We start from the raw sequence: 16,677 nt of genomic DNA, 5'->3' as shown, positions 1-16,677 counted from the left end.
ATGAGTCAAGAGATCGGAAATGGCGGAGGTATCGGTGAACGCCTCCGTAAGGCACGGGAGTACCTGGAACTGACCCAAGAGGAAGCGGCGACCGCCGTGGGCGTGTCACGTTCGGCGTTGTCGCTGATCGAGCACGGCCGCCGCAAGGTGGACTCGGAGGAATTGGCGCGGTTCGCCAAGGTCTATGGCCAGTCGGTCGACGCGTTGGCCGGAACCTCTCCACTGCCCCCGCTGCCGGAAAGCGTCAAGGCACTCGCCCGCGCGGCAACCGAACTGTCGGCGAACGACCGCGACGAACTGCTGCGCTTCGCCGAATTCCTGCAAGCCCGGTCCCCCAAGGTCGGCGGCAATGGCTAGGTCGCCGGCCGGCGCCGCACGCCTCGAGGCGATCGCCGCCGCGAACCGGCTTCACGCCGATCTCGATCTGCGCCGCCGGGTGACTGAGGGGCAGGGCTTTGTCGATGTCTTCGAGGCGATCGGCGACCTCGATATCCCGCTCGTGTTCAAGCCGCTCGATTCCGCGCTCGGGCTTTGCTTGCCCGCCCCCTTGCGCGGCATCATGGTCACGACCAAGCGGGGCCTGCATATCCAGCGGTTCACCGCCGCGCATGAGCTCGGCCATGATACGTTGGGGCATGAGGGAAGCGTCGATCAGGAAATCCTCGAACGCGGCCCCAACTCGCCATCCGATGGTCGGGATTTGCGCGAAGTCGCGGCGGAGGCTTTCGCGGCCGAATTCGTGTTGCCAAGGTGGCTCTACCGCCACCACATCCAGGCGCAGGGCTGGACCCTCGCGCACGACCTGCCTCTGCCCGAAACAGTTTATCAGCTCTCGCTGCGCATGGTCGCGAGCTACGAAGCGACGTGCTGGGGGCTCTTGAGCCATCAGATCCTCTCATATGAACAGGTCCGCGAACTCAGCCGGGCCAAGCTCGCCGACCTCAAGGCCGGCCTCGGTGAGGGGCACAAACCCCACGATTCCTGGGCCGATGTCTGGAGAGTGACCGAGCGCGACCATGGCGCAACCCTACTCGGCAATCCCGACGACCTGCTCCGGATCGAGCTAGATGAGTCGCCGAGCAGCGGGCGACGTTGGGGCATCGAGGCGCTTGTTGCCCATGACTGGGAATTACTCGCCGACCGATCGCAGTTTCAGACCTCGCCGGTGCTGTACGGCGCACCGTCGCGCCGCGTCGTCGTCGCCCGACCGCGTCATGGCGGGCTTGGCCGCGTCGCGCTGAATGAGCAACAGCCCTGGGCCGCGGATTTACCCGGCGCCGCGTGGTTCGAGATCGCTATTGCTCTCCAAGGACCCGAGCGGCCGGGCCTTTCGCGCATTGATCGGCAGCGTCTGGGACTGAACCAATGATCCAGGCCATCCGGGATCTGCGGCCCGCCCTGCTGATGGTCCGATCTCAAGGCAACCGGCCGACCTGCCTTGCCTTCGCAACTTCCGCTGTCAACGAGAATCTTGCACGCGTCGATGAGCATCTCTCGGTCGAGTATCTCTATTTCCACGCCGTAGCGCGCACGCCGGGGGCGAGCCCTCATGCCGGGACAACGATGGAGGCAGCTGCTGAGGCGCTTTTGCACGATGGCCAGCCGGTCGAAACCCATTGGCCCTATCTCGACGCGATCCCCGTCGGCTGGGCGCCGCCAGCCCTTATGGCCCAACCGTTTCGGGGCACGCTGAGGGTCGGCAGGCTGTCGTTCGATGAGATAGTTGCGGAACTCGACGCCGAGCGACCGGTCGTCCTTGGCCTGCTGATCAGCGATGCTTTCTATATGCCCGACCCCGAAGGCCGCGTCGCTCCCGACGCGGGTGAAATCGTGCGGGGCGGCCATGCCCTGCTGGCGATCGGGCATGGCGCGGATCGGGACCGTCGGTTCTTGCTGGTGCGCAATAGTTGGGGCACCGACTGGGGTCTAAATGGTCATGCTTGGCTACGGCAGGACTATGTCGAGCATCATTTACATCAGACAGCCGCAATCGTGACGAGGTAAAGATGGAACTGCTTCAAGGCCGAACGATTCCCGAGGTGTGGCTGAAGGCCGTGCGGCATGTCGACCTGTGTCCCCGCCACCAGGATTTCGACGTTTTCCTTCACGTCCGCGAGCCGACGGTCCTCGAGGCCGACGATCGCGCGATTTACGAGATCGTCGATGCATTCTTTAAGAAGCACGACGCGTACAGCATCCACACGGTTGCCGAGACGATCTTCCCGCTCGACGAATATATGCGAGGCGGGTGCGAAGCCGTGTTCGAGATCTATCCGCCGCGCATCAAGGCGATCCATGCCGCACGCAACGATAAGAATTGGGGCACCTATGCCTATCGGCTGCTGCGGCAGAAGGATCGCGACGGGAGTATCTACAACCCGCTCAAGGATATGGTCGCGAAGATCCGCGCCCACAGCAAGTATACGGCGTCGTTCGAGCTCGGCATGGGCCATCCGCTCGAGGAAGACATTCCCATCTACGTGGGCGCGACCGATCGCCGACGGCTCTATGGCGGACCTTGCCTAAGTCATCTGAGCGTCAAGGTTTATGACGGCGCGATCCGACTGAACGCTACCTATCGGTCGCATTATTATGTTAGGCGGTTGTTCGGGAACCTCGTTGGCCTCGGTAGGCTCCAATATTTTCTGGCATCCGAGACCGGCCTGGCGATCGGCGGTCTAACGATCAATTCGACCTATGCGAAGATTGATCGTGGGGATGGGGGAGGCTGTGGCGGCCATTGGACGAAGCATGATGTAGATGGGCTGATCGCCGAATGCGCGCGGATCCAAGATAGCGTGCAGGAGCAAGAGGACGCATTGGCGTGACGGACGTGACGGGTATGTTGCGCGATCTGCAATGGCACCAACTGGTGCATGATGACGCCTATCACCGCGATATCGCTTCGATGCCGCCGGCGACGCGGATGAAGCATTTCGCGCTCCATTTGGCCAAGTATGCCGCCTATCTCCTCGATGCAGACGACCGCGGAGATTCGGCGCTTGCCCAACGGGCGTTGATCGACGCCTTCGCCATCATTCTAGCGATCGGCAACACGCTAGGGCAGGACCTGTCCCGCGACTTGGCGGGCCGCAACGTCGATGCCAGCGGCGATAGCGAGGCGGGGGGGGCGTCTGGATGGCGCGCCTTCGTCAAAGAGACAGGCGCTTTGGCTAAGGCCTGCGAATCGCTCGATCATATCGAGGACTTGCCGTTCAAGGCGTTGATGAAACAGGCCAATACAGCCCTAGCAGCGGTTGTGCTCCACGGCGTCAGCCAGCGCGGCATCGACATCGTCCCCGCCTACAAAGCGCGACTGCGCGATGTCGAGAAGCGCTCGCCGTTCGACGATTTCATCCAGCGGTGCCGGCCAGTCCGAAACGACAATGTTCTGGGGTAGCGAGAAGCTCGCCCGCGAGCTCCCAAAGTTTATCCCGGGCTATGACGCGAAGCGACTGGATGGCGCGGCGTACCGGCTGAGCGTCGGCGAGGAAGTCTATGTCTCGCCGACCGGCCAGCCCGGTGACCTGCGCAACAAGGCCAAGACCCAGCTCACGGCCGGCGCGGGGTTTACAGTTCCGCCCGGCCAGTTCGGCTTCATCCTAACCGAGGAGGAGATCGAAGTGCCTGCGGAAGCGCTGGCGCTCATTTCAATCCGAGCAAGCTACAAGTTCGCGGGGTTGGTCAACGTCTCCGGGTTTCACGTTGATCCAGGCTTCAAAGGCAAGCTGCTCTTCTCGGTGTTCAACGCCGGACCCAATGCAGTGCATCTGTCGCGCAACGAGGAATGCTTTCTGATCTGGTATGCTGATCTTGCCGAGGCGGGGCCGGCGCAGACCAAGTTCGGCTATGCGAATATTCCTTCGCACCTAACTGGCCCGCTTGCCGCCGGCATCCAGTCCTTCGCCGGACTCGAGAGCAAGATCAGCGAGACCGAGAAAAAATTCACCGACCGCGTCACGGCGCTCGAGCGCGAGCAGGCCGTACTCAAATGGGGATTCGGGCTGGCGGCGGGCGTGGTGCTGACGCTAGGGCTCAAGCAATGTGGGATCGATCGCCCCCCCGGACCGGCCAATGCGGCAATCACCACCAATGCCAGTCAAAGCGCGACGAACGCGACCGCAGCCGATCAGAACAGCTTGACGAACGCGAACTGACTGGAGAGAGCGAGCGTTGCCCGGATCGGGTCCTGTCGAGTACGACGCGACGCGGATGTGGGCGGCGGCGTCCGATCGCTCCGACCACCCCGGTACACAATGCAAGCAACCGAAGTCTTTGATCTCTATTGGCAATTCGCGGCCGAGCGGCAGCGTGTCTACTTTAGGCGTCTAGCCGAGCCGATGGGACCGTGGACGAATGACACGGTCTTAGCGAACCACCGGTTCACCAACAGCTATCGTGCAAGCGACCGCGTCAGCCAATATCTCATCCGCGAGGTGCAATACCGCTCCGATCGGCCGGGCACGCCCGACGAACTTTTCTTCCGCACCATCCTGTTCAAGATCTTCAACCGGATCGACACCTGGGAGGCGCTCGAGGCGAAGCTCGGACCGCTGACCTGGGCCAATGCCGACCTCGACCGCATCAACGCGACCCTCGACGCGCTGATGCGGTCAGGGCGCCGCATCTATTCGGCGGCCTACATCATGCCCTCGCCGCCTTACGGGCATGCACGCAAGCACGCCAACCATCTCGCACTCATCGCCCGCATGATGGACCAGCGGCTCCCGCAGCGGCTACAGCAACTGCCGACGCTCGATGCGGTCTATGAGGCGCTGCTCCGCTGGTCGGGCATTGGCCGATTCCTCGCTTTCCAATACACCATCGACCTCAATTACTCGGTGTTGCTCGACCACGACGAGGCCGGCTTCGTCGTGGCGGGGCCGGGCGCGCTCGACGGCTTGGCCAAATGTTTCGAGGACTTAAGCGGCCAAAGCCCTGAGGAAACGATCTATTGGATCTGTGACCAGCAGGAACGCGCCTTCGCAGCCCGCCGGATCGATTTTCAAACGCTCTACGGCCGCAGGCTCCAGCCGATTGACTGCCAAAACCTGCTATGTGAAATCTCGAAATATGCCCGCGTATCGCATCCGCAGTTCGCGGGGATCAGCGGGCGGACGCGCATCAAGCAGAGGTTCCGGGCGACGACCACACCGATCCCGGTGCCAATGTTTCCGCCGAAATGGGGGCTCGATGTGACCAAGGCTGATCTGAACGCGCCGCCGCTCTGTATGCGCAAGCGTAACCTTTTCGCATGACCGCGCCGGCCCCACCGCCGCCCAATGCGGCTCCGGCCACTCCGCCGCCGGCCGGGTCCACGGGAGGATCAGCCAGCCCGACGCAGTCGACAGCCACTGCATCGACCGTGCGCGAGGCGTTTTGGCCGATCGGCGGAAGCGCACTCATCGTCACGATCATCGCCTGCATGACAGCGATCATCAGCATCGTCGTGCTGGTTCGCCGCTTGCCGGACGCCCAGCTTCTCGGGCTCGTTCTAGCGCATGGTCCGGCGATCATTGGAATTCCTGCGGCCGCCTTGCTCAGCCTCGCCGTCGTCGCAGCGGCACGCTGCATCGGCGGCGCCGCGACGATCCAAGTCATGGGCTTGCGCGCCGAAGGGGCGACCGCGACGCTGCTGCTCTGGATCGCCGCATTTCTCGCTTGTGTCCTGGCCATCCGAGCTTTGTGGTAATCGGTGCTGGTCGGGATCGGCGCTGACATCCTGCAGATCGAGCGGTTTCGCCGTTCACTGGCGCGATTTGGGCGCGGCTATCTCGAGGAAGTATTTTCTGAGGAGGAACTCGCACGGTCATGGGTCCCCGCCAATCTGACCGAGGCAGCCTTTTTCGCGCGCGCCTTCTGTGCCAAGGAAGCCTGCGCAAAAGCGCTCGGAACCGGGATCGACGAGACCGTCGATTGGTACGATATCTCGGTCGATCAAGTAACGTTGCCCGCCACGATTGCACTCTTTGGCGGCGCGATAGCGAGGCTAGAAGCACTTACGCCAATTGGCTTTCAATCTGTCATCTCGCTTGACATCGGAAGCAAGAACGGCCTGGCACGGGCCTGCGTCATGATATCCGTGGTACACCAAGATCACTCATCGAGCGGCCAGCTGAACGAACGGCGGCTATAAGTGCCGTCGAGATCGCCTTCGAACGGCAATGAGTGGCGCAACGCGGTCGCCCGAATAGGCACGCGGCATAGCGAAAGTTAGTCCGCCGCGTCGCAGCGAGTGACCCCGCGCCAGCTCGCCTACAGCACGAAATCCGTAGCCGAGAGGCTTGCCACGTTGGTGACATAGAGCGTGAAATCGGCGGCGCCGTCACCGTCCACGTCGCCGTACACGAGGCTGTTGAAGCCGTTCGTTTCGTACCGAAGCTCGCCTGCCGAACCGTTGCCGGTGAAGGCCGCATCTCCGATGAAGGTAAAGGCCTGGTCTCCCGATGCGTTGACATCAGCATCCACCCCGGCGAGGTCGATCCGATCCCCTTCCGCCGACGCGAAATCCATGATCGCATCCCGCGGAATGCCCTGCGCGAACTCACCGAGGGATTCGAACAGGAAGGTGTCGGCGCCCGATCCTCCCGTCAGATCGTCGAGACCGGCTCCCCCCGACAGAATGTCGTCGCCGTCGCCGCCGAACAGGAAGTCGTCGCCGGCGCCGGTCGCGATCACGTCGTTGCCGCTGCCGGTCGTGATGCGGAAGCTTTCGATACCGGAAAGCGTGACGCCAAGATTGTTGCTTGCCGTTCCGTCGCCTTGGACGGTGAACACGACGTCCTCGAAAAGCATCCCTGCATCGAGCCACAGATTATCGTTGCCGGCACCGCCGTCGAAGGCGAGCGTGCTTGCCCCGAACGTGTTCCAGAACTGCAGATGAATCTCGCTATCCCCGTCGCTTGCCACGAGGTTGAGATTGTCGAAGAAATAGAATGAGCTCAGACCGTTCAGCACGCCGGAGACTTCCTCTCCGTAGACGGTCACCTGAGTATGGTCGGGGGCTTCGTTCGGCACCGTTCCGGAAAAGTCGGCATTCAGGCTGTCGATTCCCGTCCCGCCACTGAAAATGCCGTAGGCCGTGCCGGCGATGTCGACCACGTCGTTGCCCGAACCGGTCATGAGGTCGACCGTCTCGATGTTCGTCAGCTGCGTGCCGTTGGACAACGCCCCCGAGGCGCCGTCATAGGTGAAGACCAGGTCCGACGTCGCTTCGCCATAGAGTCCGTGCCAGGTGTCGAAGTCGTCACCTCCGTCGACCGTGTCCACGCCCTCGGACCAGATCTCATCGGAGCCCGCGCCGCTGCTCAGCCAATTGCTGCCGCCTCCCGCGCGCAGCATGTCGTTCCCGAACAGCGTGACGATGTGGTCGTTTCCGGCACCTGTGCGGATCGAGAAGGTCTCGAAGCCTGCGAAGCTTCCGACGGTGCTCGTCACGTTCCCGGCGACATCGGCGGCGAAGTGAATGTCGCCGAAGGTGGTGAAATCGGCGTCGAGCGAGTCATGCCCGCCAGCACCGTCGAGCGACAGGGTGGTGCCCGCGGCCAGTGGCGCTGCGTCCAATATGATCTGATCATCGCCGGCCGACGCGGTGTAAGCGAGGTGCTCGATCCCCGCGAAGTCGGTCCGGGCATCGCCCGAGGCCAAGTTGCCGTAGAAGCTCCCCTCCCCATTGCCGATGAACGCGAAGCCGCCAGCGTCGCTGGCGCTATGGTCCACGGTGAGGGTGTCGTCTCCCTCACCGGCATAGACGTTCGCGTGTGCGAGGCCGGCGACGCTGATCGAATCGTCGCCCGAACCGGTGTAGACGGTTGCCCCTTCGATGTTGACGAAGGTGGTGCCGTTCGAGATCGCGCCGGCGCCCGCTGCGATGGCGACCGTCAAATTCTCGCTCGCCAGGCGGTAATCGCCCTGCCACCCGTCGAAGCCCTCGCCGCCGTCGATCGTGTCGACGCCGCTGGAGAAGATCGAATCGTCGCCGCTGCCGGCATGGACGACGTTCACACCTGCACCGGCCGAGATCCAGTCGTTTCCGGCGCCGGTCGACAGGCTGTCGTTGCCGGAGCCACCTTCGATCGTGTCGTCGCCGGCGCGGGTCGTCACGACGTTGGTGCCATTGCCGAGCGTGAGCGCGTAGGATTCGAAGTTGAGATAGGTGCCCGGGACGTTGCCGGAGATCGCGCCGTTGGCGGCAACCTTGAACGTCGTGCCGTCGAACGCTGAGACATCGAGGACGAGCCTGTCCAGGCCACCCGCCGCATCGACCGAGAGCCTTGCCCCGCCGACCAGCGCGGCCGCGTCGACGATGACCTGATCCTCGTCATCGCCGGCCGTGTAGGTCAGGCGATCGATGCCGCTGAAGGCGGTGAAGGCGAAATCGTTGCCGGCGACATCACCCGCCAGCCCGCCCGCGCCGTCCGACCCGATGGTGGAAGTATGGAAAGGCAGGAATGCGTTCGCCCCGGTCGTGCGGACGATCAGCGTGTCGGTGCCGGCCCCGGCATGGATGAAGGCCGAGCCGCGAAGGTCGGTGAGCGTGAACCTGTCGTTGCCGGAGCCCGTCTCGAGCTCGAGATTCTCGATGCCGGTGAGCGCGGCGCCGTTGCCGAGCGAACCCGCACCGGTGCCGCCGTTGAAGGTGAAGGTCAACGACTGGGCGGTGCCGTCGAAGGTCCCGATCCATGTGTCGTTGCCGCTGCCGCCGCGGACCGTGTCCGCACCGGTGGAGACGAGCACGTCGTCGCCCGCGCCGCCCACCAGGGTGTTTCGACCGGCGCCGCCGACCAGCCGGTCGTTTCCGGCGCCTCCGTCGAGATGGTCGTTGCCAGCGCCGCCATGGACGATGTCGTCGCCCGCGCCGAGGACGACATTGTCCGCGCCGCGCCCCAGCGTCAGATCGAAATTCTCGAAATCGAGATAGGTGCCGCGATTGCCGACGACGATCTCATTGCCCAGGACGCGGAAGGTCGTCGCGCCCGCAAGCGCGCTGAAATCGGCGCCCAACGTGTCCGTGCCCCCGTTTCCGTACAAGGCGATGCCGGTCCTTCCGGCGAGCGCCGCGCCGTCGAGATGGACGAGATTGTCCCCGGCGTCGAATGCGACCCACAGATCCTCGATATTGGCGAAGGAGACCTGGTTCGCCGCGCCGCTCGACACGATCGTGCCGTCGAACGACCCGCCGGACGAGCGAATCCAGGATTCGGAAGGGTCCCCCGGCGCCACCGCGCTGTAATCGACCAGCAGGGCATCGCGCCCGCCGCGCCCGTCGACTCGGTCATTGCCGAGCAGCGGAACGAAGAGCTCGTCGCGGCCCGTGCCGACGAGGCGATCATCGCCGTTGGTGCCCCTGATGATCCGCAAGCCGGTCCATTGCCCAAGGCCAGCCGCAGCGATCGACTTGGATTGCTCCATCGAGATTCTCCCCTATCCGCGCGCTTGACTTCGCACGCCGCCATTTCAGGCGCAAGCGGGGGAAATGCGTCGGCGGAGGTCATGAAAAACCGTTTTCGATGCCGGACGAAGACAGTCTTTTCTCCAAGATCCGTCGGACATGTTTCAAGACAATGACTTCGATCTTCCACTGAACATTTGTGCCGAGCAAAGGTAGTCGCTCTCCAAGCCGACCTATCAGCGCCAATCAAGTAAAGGACGGCCTGCGAAGGGGCAGCGTAGTTCCGGGGCGGGCCGAGTCTCGGCTTCGCTGCTTTGCTTTGCATGGTCCCCGCACCGGATCTGGACCGGCGCGCGGCGATACCGGCCGCCCGCGGAGATAGGGGGAAAGGGGCCTTCTCCCGCCGCCGCGTCTCCCGAACCAGCCGGCGGCCGATGCTTCGGTCGGGCTGATCGCCGGGGCGAAAGATGGTATCGCCAAGCGCCGGGGCGATCCCTTGTGTTGCCCATCTGCAACACTACATCTCGCCTCGTCACGTGAAAGGGATTTGAGACACCGTCATGAACCTCGAGAAATTCACCGAACGGGCGCGCCTATGTTGAACGTGTCGTCGCCCGAACCGGTGATGAGCGACACGGCCTCGATATTGGCCAGCCGGGTCCCGTTGGACAGAGTTCCGGAGGCTCCGTCGAAGTCGAAGACGAGATCCGCCGTGGCTTCGCCATAGAGTCCGCTCCAGCTGTCGAAATCGACGCCGCCGTCGACCGTGTCAACGCCCTGGGACGAGATCACGTCCGCGCCCGCGCCGCTGCTCAGGACGTTGGTGCCGGTTCCGCCGTAGATGGAATCGCTGCCGGAGGCGGTGACGACGGGGAGTGACCGGTCTTGGCGAGGACATGGTCTCCCTCGGCGGCAGCCGGGACAAGACGGAGTTGCACCTCACCAATCTAATGGGAACTCATTTCCCGACGGCGTTTCGCGCGACGAAGATCAGGGTCAGTTTGCCAACTGTCGGGGCGCACACCATCTGCCGCATCGATGTCGAGCGCTCTCGTTGGCCGCTCTACGTTAAGATCGGTGATCGCCGCTTTCGTAAAGGAGCATTTCGACCAGTTCACTAGTCTGCGTGCTGGCAGTGAGCGGAACGGTGAAACGACGAGGCCCCAATTAAACGGCCTTCACCAGGAGGGGGCGAGCCTGGCGGCGTCCGGCCGGCACCCCGCCCCTCACTCCTCTGGCGCCGCCCCTGCGGGCAATATCACCTCCACCCGCCGGTTTCGCTGGCGCCCCTCTTCGTCGTCGGAGCCGTCCGGCTTAGCGTTGGGCGCGACCGGGCGGGTTTCGCCGAGGCCGAGGGTGCTCAGCCGGTCCTCGGCCACGCCTTTCGAGGCGAGATAGGCCTTCACCGCCTCCGCGCGCTGTTCAGACAAGCGCCGGTTGTAGGCATCTTCGCCCTTCGAATCGGTGTGGCCCTCGATCGAGATCTCACCCTCGCCGCTCGCCTCGATCAGCGCGACCAGCCGGTCGAGGGTCGGGCGGGCGTCGGCGCGGATCGTCGCCCGATCGAAATCGAAGGTGACGTCGCCGGGGAGCGAAACCATCGTGCCGCGATCGGTCTCGACCGCGCCGAGCTCCGACTTCAGCGCATCGACGGCCTGGAGGCTGCTCTCGCGCTGCGCGCCGGCGGCTAGCGACGAGCCCGGCGCGGCGGCCGGACGAAGCGCCGTCGCCGGATTAGGCCGCAAGTTGGACATTGCCGAGACTTCGGGGATGCCGCCGCCGCCGGCTCCGGCGAGCGGGAGGCTCACATCGAAGCGCGGATCGCTGGAATGGACCGAATCCATGCTTCCGTCCTCGTTGAGCACGAGGGTTGCGGTGCCGCTGCGGGGAAGCGCGCCTTCGAATACCAGAGCGAGATCGGCGCTGCGGCCGCCCGGCACGGCCAGGTTGGGATTGCCGGCCGGCGGGACGAGGAGCAGCTTCTCGCCGGAGTCGGTCAGGATGTAGCTGTTCTCCCGCCCCTGGTTGAGCCTGATCTCGCGGTCGCGGCCGTTCAGCACGCGGAGATCGACCAGCGCGCGCTCGCCGTCGGCGCGAAGCGAGAGGATTTGAAGCACCACGCCGCCGGGATGCGCCACCTGCGCGTCGACGGCGGCACCGCCGCCCCCACCCGACAGGAAGCCGCCCTCGCCGCATCCGGCGACGAGCGCGACCGCGGCGGCCAGCCCTATCGATGCCGTGCGGAGCCGCCCGGTCATTGCGCCGCGTCCCCCAGAGGCAGGTCGATGCGGAACGCGGGCAGGGCGGTATATTCGCTGTCGGTCGAGCCGTTCTCGTTGAGGATCAGAACGGCGGAGCGGACCGGGGGCAGACGGCCGAGGAAGACCAACTCCCCCTCCAGCGTCTGGCCGGCCGGAATGGACAGATTCGTGTTGCTCGCGGGCGGCGACAGGTAGAGGCGCTCCCCGCTATCGAGCACGATATAGCCGCTGCGTCGGTTGTAGCGATTGAGCGCGATCTCGCGATCGCGGCCGTTGATCACGCGCATGCCGACCACGGTCTCGGTCGGGCGAGACTGGATCGAGGTCAACTGGAGCACCACGCCGTTGGGGTGGGCCGATTGGATGTCGAGTGACAGCTCCGCGCCGCCGTTCCACAGGGACGCATCGCTCGCCGCCTCGTTGCCGGCGGCGGGCGCCTCCTGCGCCGCATTGCCGTTCACGGAGGCCGGTTGTGGATCGTCCGCGCCCTGCTGGCCGCAGGCGCCGAGCAGCGAAGCGGACGTCGACAGGACCAGCACAAGCAGAAAACTTCGCATATCCGAGCCTCTCCTTTGCAGACGGGAGCGGCCTATTAACGTGACGGATGCGTTTCGGTTCAGATCGCGTCCGGCGTTCCGCGACCCCCGGACCAGCCGGCGACCGATGCTCGGTCGGGCTGATCGACGGGGCGAAAGATGGTATCGCCAAGCGCCGGGACGATCTCTTGTGTTGCCCATCTGCAACACTACATCTCGCCTCGTCACGTGAAAGGGATTTGAGACACCGTCATGAACCTCGAGAAATTCACCGAACGGGCGCGCGGGTTTCTGCAGTCGGCGCAGACCGTCGCGCTGCGGATGAACCATCAGCGGATCACGCCGACCCATGTGCTCAAGGCCCTGCTCGAGGACGAGCAGGGCATGGCTTCCGGCCTCATCACTCGCGCCGGCGGCAGCGCCGAGGCGGCGCGGCGGGAGACGGACGAGGCGCTGGCCAAGATACCGGCGGTGACCGGCACCGGCGCGAGCTCGGCGACGCCGGCGCTGGACGGGGAGACGATCCGGCTGCTCGATTCGGCCGAGCAGATCGCGCAGAAGGCGGGCGATTCCTATGTAACGGTCGAGCGGATGCTGCTGGCGCTTGTGCTCGCTTCCGGCACGGCGGCGGGCAAGGCGCTGGCCGATGCCGGGGTGAAGGCCGAGGCGCTCAATGCGGCGATCAAGGACCTTCGCGGCGGGCGGACCGCCGACACGGCTTCGGCCGAGGATAGGTACGACGCGTTGAAGAAATTTGCGCGCGACCTCACCCAGGCGGCGCGGGACGGCAAGCTCGATCCCGTCATCGGCCGCGACGAGGAGATACGGCGCACCGTCCAGATCCTCGCCCGGCGGACCAAGAACAATCCGGTGCTGATCGGCGATCCCGGCGTCGGCAAGACGGCGATCGCCGAGGGGCTGGCGCTGCGCATCGCCAATGGCGACGTGCCCGACAGTTTGAAGGACCGGCGGCTGATGGCGCTCGACTTGGGATCGCTCATCGCCGGCGCGAAATATCGCGGCGAATTCGAGGAAAGGCTGAAAGGCGTGCTCGACGAGGTCAAGCAGGCCGAGGGCGAAGTCGTCCTGTTCATCGACGAGATGCACACGTTGATCGGCGCGGGGAAGAGCGAGGGCGCGATGGACGCGTCCAACCTGCTCAAGCCGGCTCTGGCGCGCGGCGAGCTGCACTGCATCGGCGCGACGACGCTCGACGAATATCGCAAGCATGTCGAGAAGGACCCGGCGCTGCAGCGGCGGTTCCAGCCGGTGTTCATCGGCGAGCCGACCGTGGAGGACACGATATCGATCCTGCGCGGCCTGAAGGAAAAGTACGAGAACCACCACAAGGTGAGGATCACCGACGGCGCGATCGTCGCGGCGTCGACGCTTTCCAACCGCTACATCACCGACCGATTCCTGCCCGACAAGGCGATCGACCTGATGGACGAGGCGGCGAGCCGGATCCGGATGGAGGTGGAGAGCAAGCCCGAGGAGATCGAGACGCTCGACCGGCGGATCATCCAGCTGAAGATCGAGCGCGAGGCGCTGAAGAAGGAAAGCGACGCGGCTTCGAAGGACCGGCTGGCGGCGCTCGAGGGCGAGCTGGCCGAGCTGGAACAGCAGTCGGCGGAGCTCACCACCCGCTGGCAGGCCGAGAAGAACAAGATCCAGGCCGAGGCGCAGGTGCGCGAGCAGCTCGACGCGGCGCGGCTGCAGCTCGAGCAGGCGCAGCGCAACGGCGACTTGGCCAAGGCGGGCGAGCTTAGCTACGGCGTCATTCCGGGGCTGGAGAAGCAGCTCGCCGAGGCCGAGGCGGCGAGCAGCTCGGCGATGCTTCGCGAGGAAGTGACGAGCGAGGATATTGCCGGAGTCGTGTCGCGCTGGACCGGGATCCCGGTCGACAAGATGCTCGAGGGCGAGCGCGAGAAATTGCTCGCGATGGAAGAGACGATCGGCAAGAGGGTGATCGGCCAGGAGCAGGCGGTCGGCGCGGTGAGCCGGGCGATCCGCCGGGCGCGGGCCGGGCTGCAGGATCCGAACCGGCCGATGGGGAGCTTCCTGTTCCTCGGGCCGACCGGCGTCGGCAAGACCGAGCTGACCCGGTCCCTCGCGGACTTCCTGTTCGACGATCCGCACGCCATGGTCCGGATCGACATGTCCGAATATATGGAGAAGCACAGCGTCGCGCGGCTGATCGGCGCGCCGCCGGGCTATGTCGGCTACGAGGAAGGCGGCTCGCTGACCGAGGCGGTGCGGCGGCGGCCCTACCAGGTCGTCCTGTTCGACGAGGTCGAGAAGGCGCATGGCGACGTGTTCAACGTGCTGCTCCAGGTGCTCGACGACGGGCGGCTGACCGACGGCCAGGGGCGCACGGTCGACTTCACCAACACGATCATCATCCTGACGTCGAACCTGGGCAGCCACTTCCTGTCCGGCCTGTCGGACGGGCAGACGGTGGCCGATGTCGAGCCGCAGGTGATGGAGGTGGTGCGGGCGCATTTCCGCCCGGAATTCCTGAACCGACTGGACGAGATCATCCTGTTCCACCGGCTCGCCCAGGAGCATATGGGCCCGATCGTCGACATACAGGTGGCGCGGGTCCAGGCACTGCTGAAGGACCGCAAGATCAGGCTCGACCTGACCGACGGGGCGCGGGCGTGGCTGGGGCGGGTCGGCTACGATCCGGTCTATGGCGCGCGGCCGCTGAAACGGGCGGTGCAGAAATATCTGCAGGACCCGCTGGCCGACGCGATCCTGCGCGGCGAGGTGAAGGACGGCGAGACGGTGCACGTGAACGAAGGCGACGGGGCGCTGGTGCTGGAGACCGGGGCGGCGTCCTTCGATAGGCCGGTTCGACAGGGCTCACCGGCCACTCAGGAAGAGCGGAAGGAAGATGCGGAGGCCGCGGCCGGGGAGTAACGGCCTCCCCCTGGCGGCGGCAGGGGCGGATCGGCCAGGCTCCCGAGGGGAGAGGGATGCTTGCGGCGCGCTCGTGCGCTAGGATGTTCGAATGACGTTGATGGAGCAGGCGCGGGGCGCCGCCGCCGCCGGGCGGGCGCAGGATTATGCGGCCCTGGTCGAGCGGGCGGCGCAGGCGGGCGAGGCGGAGGCCTGGCTCGAAATGGCGCAGTGGCGGCTCGGCGGGCAATATGGGCCGCGCGACGTGAAGGCGGCGCATGCCCTGCTCGATAAGGCCGTAGCGGCGGGACAGGTCGCGGCGATCCGGCTGAAGGCGACCCTGGTCGGCAACGGCACGCCCGGGCGGCGCGACCCGGACAAGGCGGCGAAGCTGCTGCGGCGGATCGAGAAAGCGGATCCCTATGCGGCGGTGCAGCTCGCTTCCGTCAAGGCGATGCGGACGCCCGGCGAGATCCGCCGCCTTCCGGTCGAGACCCTCTTGGAGAGCCCGATCATCCGCGCGATACGCGGCCTGCTCAGCCCGCAGGAATGCAACTATATCCGGATCCTGGCCGAGCCGCAGCTGGAGCCGAGCTTCGTGCTCGACCCGCGCACCGGGCAGCGGATCCCGCATCCCGTGCGCACGTCGAGCGGGATGAGCTTCGGGCCCACGGCGGAGGACCGGGTGATCCAGCTGATCAACGCGCGGCTGGCGCAGGTGACCGGGACCCGGCCCGAGCAGGGCGAGCCGCTGCACGTGCTGCGCTACCTGCCGGGGCAGGAATATCGGCCGCATGTCGACGCGCTTCCGGGAGTGGCGAACCAGCGCCAGTGGACGGTGCTGGTCTATCTCAACCACGGCTATGGCGGCGGAGGGACGCGGTTCGACCTGGCCGGAGTTGAATTTGCCGGGCGCGAGGGCGACGCCCTCATCTTCCGCAACGTCGACGAGGCGGGCGCGGGCGACCCGCGGACGCGCCACGCCGGGCTGCCGGTGACCCAGGGGACCAAGTGGCTCGCGACGCGGTGGATCAGGGCGCGACGCTATCATCCCTGGGAGGAAGAGACGTGGTGAGGGGCTTGGGGACTACTGAATTGGCGCCTTCTTGAACCAGCATGCGGCGGAAGCTGGGGCCGATTGAGGCTCTTCTTTGATGCCGCGCACGTTCCGGGCTGCTCGGACCCCAGCCTTCGCTGGGGTGACGAAGGGGGCGGATGTTGGCGGGGTGGCGCTTTCGCCTTCCATTCGCGGAGGCTGGGATTCGGGGTGGTTCGCCGACGATGCCGCGCCCGTCGTCTCGTCCGCTTGGACCCCAGCCTTCGCTGGGGTGACGATGCGGCAGGTGATGAGGGGCCGAGCGCATCGGCCCAGCCCTTTCGCCCTCATTCGTCACCCCAGCGGACGCTGGGGTCCAAGCCGATTCTCCGAAAGCGCCGCGCGCGTCGCCAAGTCCGTCTGGACCCCAGCCTTCGCTGGGGTGACGGGGGGGGGGACGTTGGCGGTGGGGCGTCTTCTCGGCCGTCCGCGAAAGTGGTTCGCCGACGATGCCGCGCGCGTCACCTTGGCCGCTTGGACCCCAGCCTTCGC

15 protein-coding genes and 1 pseudogene are annotated in these 16,677 nt (G+C 65.5%); 11 read left to right on the top strand and 5 right to left on the bottom strand.

The window, feature by feature from the left end; all coding sequences use genetic code 11:
• The 9 genes from EKM57_RS08825 to EKM57_RS08785 all read left to right on the top strand — a co-directional run bounded on the left by EKM57_RS08825 (position 1) and on the right by EKM57_RS08785 (position 6,136).
• The gene (locus EKM57_RS08825; protein ID WP_129792146.1) at positions 1–357 is read left to right on the top strand and encodes a helix-turn-helix domain-containing protein; all 357 of its coding nucleotides are present in this window, start codon (positions 1–3) and stop codon (positions 355–357) included.
• Positions 350–1,369, top strand: a complete 1,020-nt coding sequence (locus EKM57_RS08820; protein WP_129792145.1) for a protease inhibitor I42 family protein — start codon at positions 350–352, stop codon at positions 1,367–1,369. The genes EKM57_RS08825 and EKM57_RS08820 overlap by 8 nt, the downstream gene beginning before the upstream one ends.
• Positions 1,366–2,004: a C1 family peptidase gene (locus EKM57_RS08815; protein ID WP_129792144.1), complete on the top strand. Its 639-nt coding sequence runs from the start codon at positions 1,366–1,368 to the stop codon at positions 2,002–2,004. The genes EKM57_RS08820 and EKM57_RS08815 overlap by 4 nt, the downstream gene beginning before the upstream one ends.
• Positions 2,005–2,006: 2 nt before the next feature.
• Positions 2,007–2,828 (top strand): hypothetical protein, encoded by an 822-nt coding sequence (locus EKM57_RS08810; RefSeq protein WP_129792143.1) that lies wholly within the window; start codon positions 2,007–2,009, stop codon positions 2,826–2,828.
• Positions 2,825–3,400: a hypothetical protein gene (locus EKM57_RS08805; protein ID WP_129792142.1), complete on the top strand. Its 576-nt coding sequence runs from the start codon at positions 2,825–2,827 to the stop codon at positions 3,398–3,400. Before EKM57_RS08810 ends, EKM57_RS08805 begins: the two co-directional genes overlap by 4 nt.
• Complete coding sequence (locus tag EKM57_RS08800) at positions 3,387–4,157, top strand: deoxycytidine triphosphate deaminase (RefSeq protein ID WP_129792141.1); 771 nt, start codon at positions 3,387–3,389, stop codon at positions 4,155–4,157. Before EKM57_RS08805 ends, EKM57_RS08800 begins: the two co-directional genes overlap by 14 nt.
• A 99-nt stretch (positions 4,158–4,256) precedes the next feature.
• Positions 4,257–5,258: a nucleotide kinase domain-containing protein gene (locus EKM57_RS08795; protein WP_129792140.1), complete on the top strand. Its 1,002-nt coding sequence runs from the start codon at positions 4,257–4,259 to the stop codon at positions 5,256–5,258.
• A gap of 107 nt (positions 5,259–5,365) precedes the next feature.
• Entirely contained in the window at positions 5,366–5,692 is a 327-nt protein-coding gene (locus EKM57_RS08790; RefSeq protein WP_129792139.1) for a hypothetical protein, read from the top strand.
• A 3-nt stretch (positions 5,693–5,695) separates the two neighbouring features.
• On the top strand, positions 5,696–6,136 hold the full coding sequence (locus EKM57_RS08785) for a 4'-phosphopantetheinyl transferase superfamily protein (protein ID WP_129792138.1): 441 nt from the start codon (positions 5,696–5,698) through the stop codon (positions 6,134–6,136).
• A 119-nt stretch (positions 6,137–6,255) separates the two neighbouring features.
• Here EKM57_RS08785 and EKM57_RS22470 read toward each other — a convergent pair whose 3' ends face one another.
• From EKM57_RS22470 to EKM57_RS08765, 5 genes and pseudogenes are all read right to left on the bottom strand, one after another.
• Positions 6,256–9,411 carry a calcium-binding protein gene (locus EKM57_RS22470; protein ID WP_129792137.1) on the bottom strand — a complete coding sequence of 1,052 codons (3,156 nt, stop codon included), beginning with the start codon at positions 9,409–9,411 and terminating at the stop codon, positions 6,256–6,258.
• A gap of 556 nt (positions 9,412–9,967) precedes the next feature.
• Complete coding sequence (locus EKM57_RS08775; RefSeq protein WP_129792136.1) at positions 9,968–10,183, bottom strand: hypothetical protein; 216 nt, start codon at positions 10,181–10,183, stop codon at positions 9,968–9,970.
• A gap of 3 nt (positions 10,184–10,186) precedes the next feature.
• Positions 10,187–10,240: pseudogene (locus EKM57_RS22770) on the bottom strand (hypothetical protein); the annotation flags it as partial.
• 377 nt (positions 10,241–10,617) lie between these two features.
• The gene (locus EKM57_RS22460) at positions 10,618–11,649 is read right to left on the bottom strand and encodes an OmpA family protein (protein WP_129792135.1); all 1,032 of its coding nucleotides are present in this window, start codon (positions 11,647–11,649) and stop codon (positions 10,618–10,620) included.
• A complete protein-coding gene (locus tag EKM57_RS08765) occupies positions 11,646–12,209 on the bottom strand; it encodes a hypothetical protein (protein ID WP_129792134.1) in 564 nt (187 codons plus the stop codon). Before EKM57_RS08765 ends, EKM57_RS22460 begins: the two co-directional genes overlap by 4 nt.
• A gap of 231 nt (positions 12,210–12,440) precedes the next feature.
• Here EKM57_RS08765 and clpB point away from each other — a divergent pair, with 231 nt between their 5' ends.
• Together clpB and EKM57_RS08755 are read left to right on the top strand one after the other, a co-directional pair.
• A complete protein-coding gene (gene clpB, locus EKM57_RS08760; RefSeq protein WP_129792133.1) occupies positions 12,441–15,110 on the top strand; it encodes an ATP-dependent chaperone ClpB in 2,670 nt (889 codons plus the stop codon).
• A 91-nt stretch (positions 15,111–15,201) separates the two neighbouring features.
• On the top strand, positions 15,202–16,164 hold the full coding sequence (locus EKM57_RS08755; RefSeq protein ID WP_129792132.1) for a 2OG-Fe(II) oxygenase: 963 nt from the start codon (positions 15,202–15,204) through the stop codon (positions 16,162–16,164).
• The last annotated feature ends 513 nt before the right edge of the window (positions 16,165–16,677 follow it).

The sequence above is a fragment of the Sphingosinicella sp. CPCC 101087 genome, assembly GCF_004151485.1.
Taxonomy (GTDB): domain Bacteria; phylum Pseudomonadota; class Alphaproteobacteria; order Sphingomonadales; family Sphingomonadaceae; genus Allosphingosinicella.
Note: the sequence above shows the minus strand (reverse complement) of the source record. Positions and strands in the feature narration are given on the sequence as shown.

Excerpts from the sequence above, each read along its gene's own strand:
- EKM57_RS08825 (WP_129792146.1), top strand. The coding sequence starts at position 1 with ATGAGTCAAGAGATCGGAAATGGCGGAGGTATCGGTGAACGCCTCCGT.
- EKM57_RS08820 (WP_129792145.1), top strand. The coding sequence starts at position 350 with ATGGCTAGGTCGCCGGCCGGCGCCGCACGCCTCGAGGCGATCGCCGCC.
- EKM57_RS08815 (WP_129792144.1), top strand. The coding sequence starts at position 1,366 with ATGATCCAGGCCATCCGGGATCTGCGGCCCGCCCTGCTGATGGTCCGA.
- EKM57_RS08810 (WP_129792143.1), top strand. The coding sequence starts at position 2,007 with ATGGAACTGCTTCAAGGCCGAACGATTCCCGAGGTGTGGCTGAAGGCC.
- EKM57_RS08800 (WP_129792141.1), top strand. The coding sequence starts at position 3,387 with ATGTTCTGGGGTAGCGAGAAGCTCGCCCGCGAGCTCCCAAAGTTTATC.
- EKM57_RS08795 (WP_129792140.1), top strand. The coding sequence starts at position 4,257 with ATGCAAGCAACCGAAGTCTTTGATCTCTATTGGCAATTCGCGGCCGAG.
- EKM57_RS22470 (WP_129792137.1), bottom strand. The coding sequence starts at position 9,411 with ATGGAGCAATCCAAGTCGATCGCTGCGGCTGGCCTTGGGCAATGGACC.
- EKM57_RS22460 (WP_129792135.1), bottom strand. The coding sequence starts at position 11,649 with ATGACCGGGCGGCTCCGCACGGCATCGATAGGGCTGGCCGCCGCGGTC.
- EKM57_RS08765 (WP_129792134.1), bottom strand. The coding sequence starts at position 12,209 with ATGCGAAGTTTTCTGCTTGTGCTGGTCCTGTCGACGTCCGCTTCGCTG.
- clpB (WP_129792133.1), top strand. The coding sequence starts at position 12,441 with ATGAACCTCGAGAAATTCACCGAACGGGCGCGCGGGTTTCTGCAGTCG.
- EKM57_RS08755 (WP_129792132.1), top strand. The coding sequence starts at position 15,202 with ATGACGTTGATGGAGCAGGCGCGGGGCGCCGCCGCCGCCGGGCGGGCG.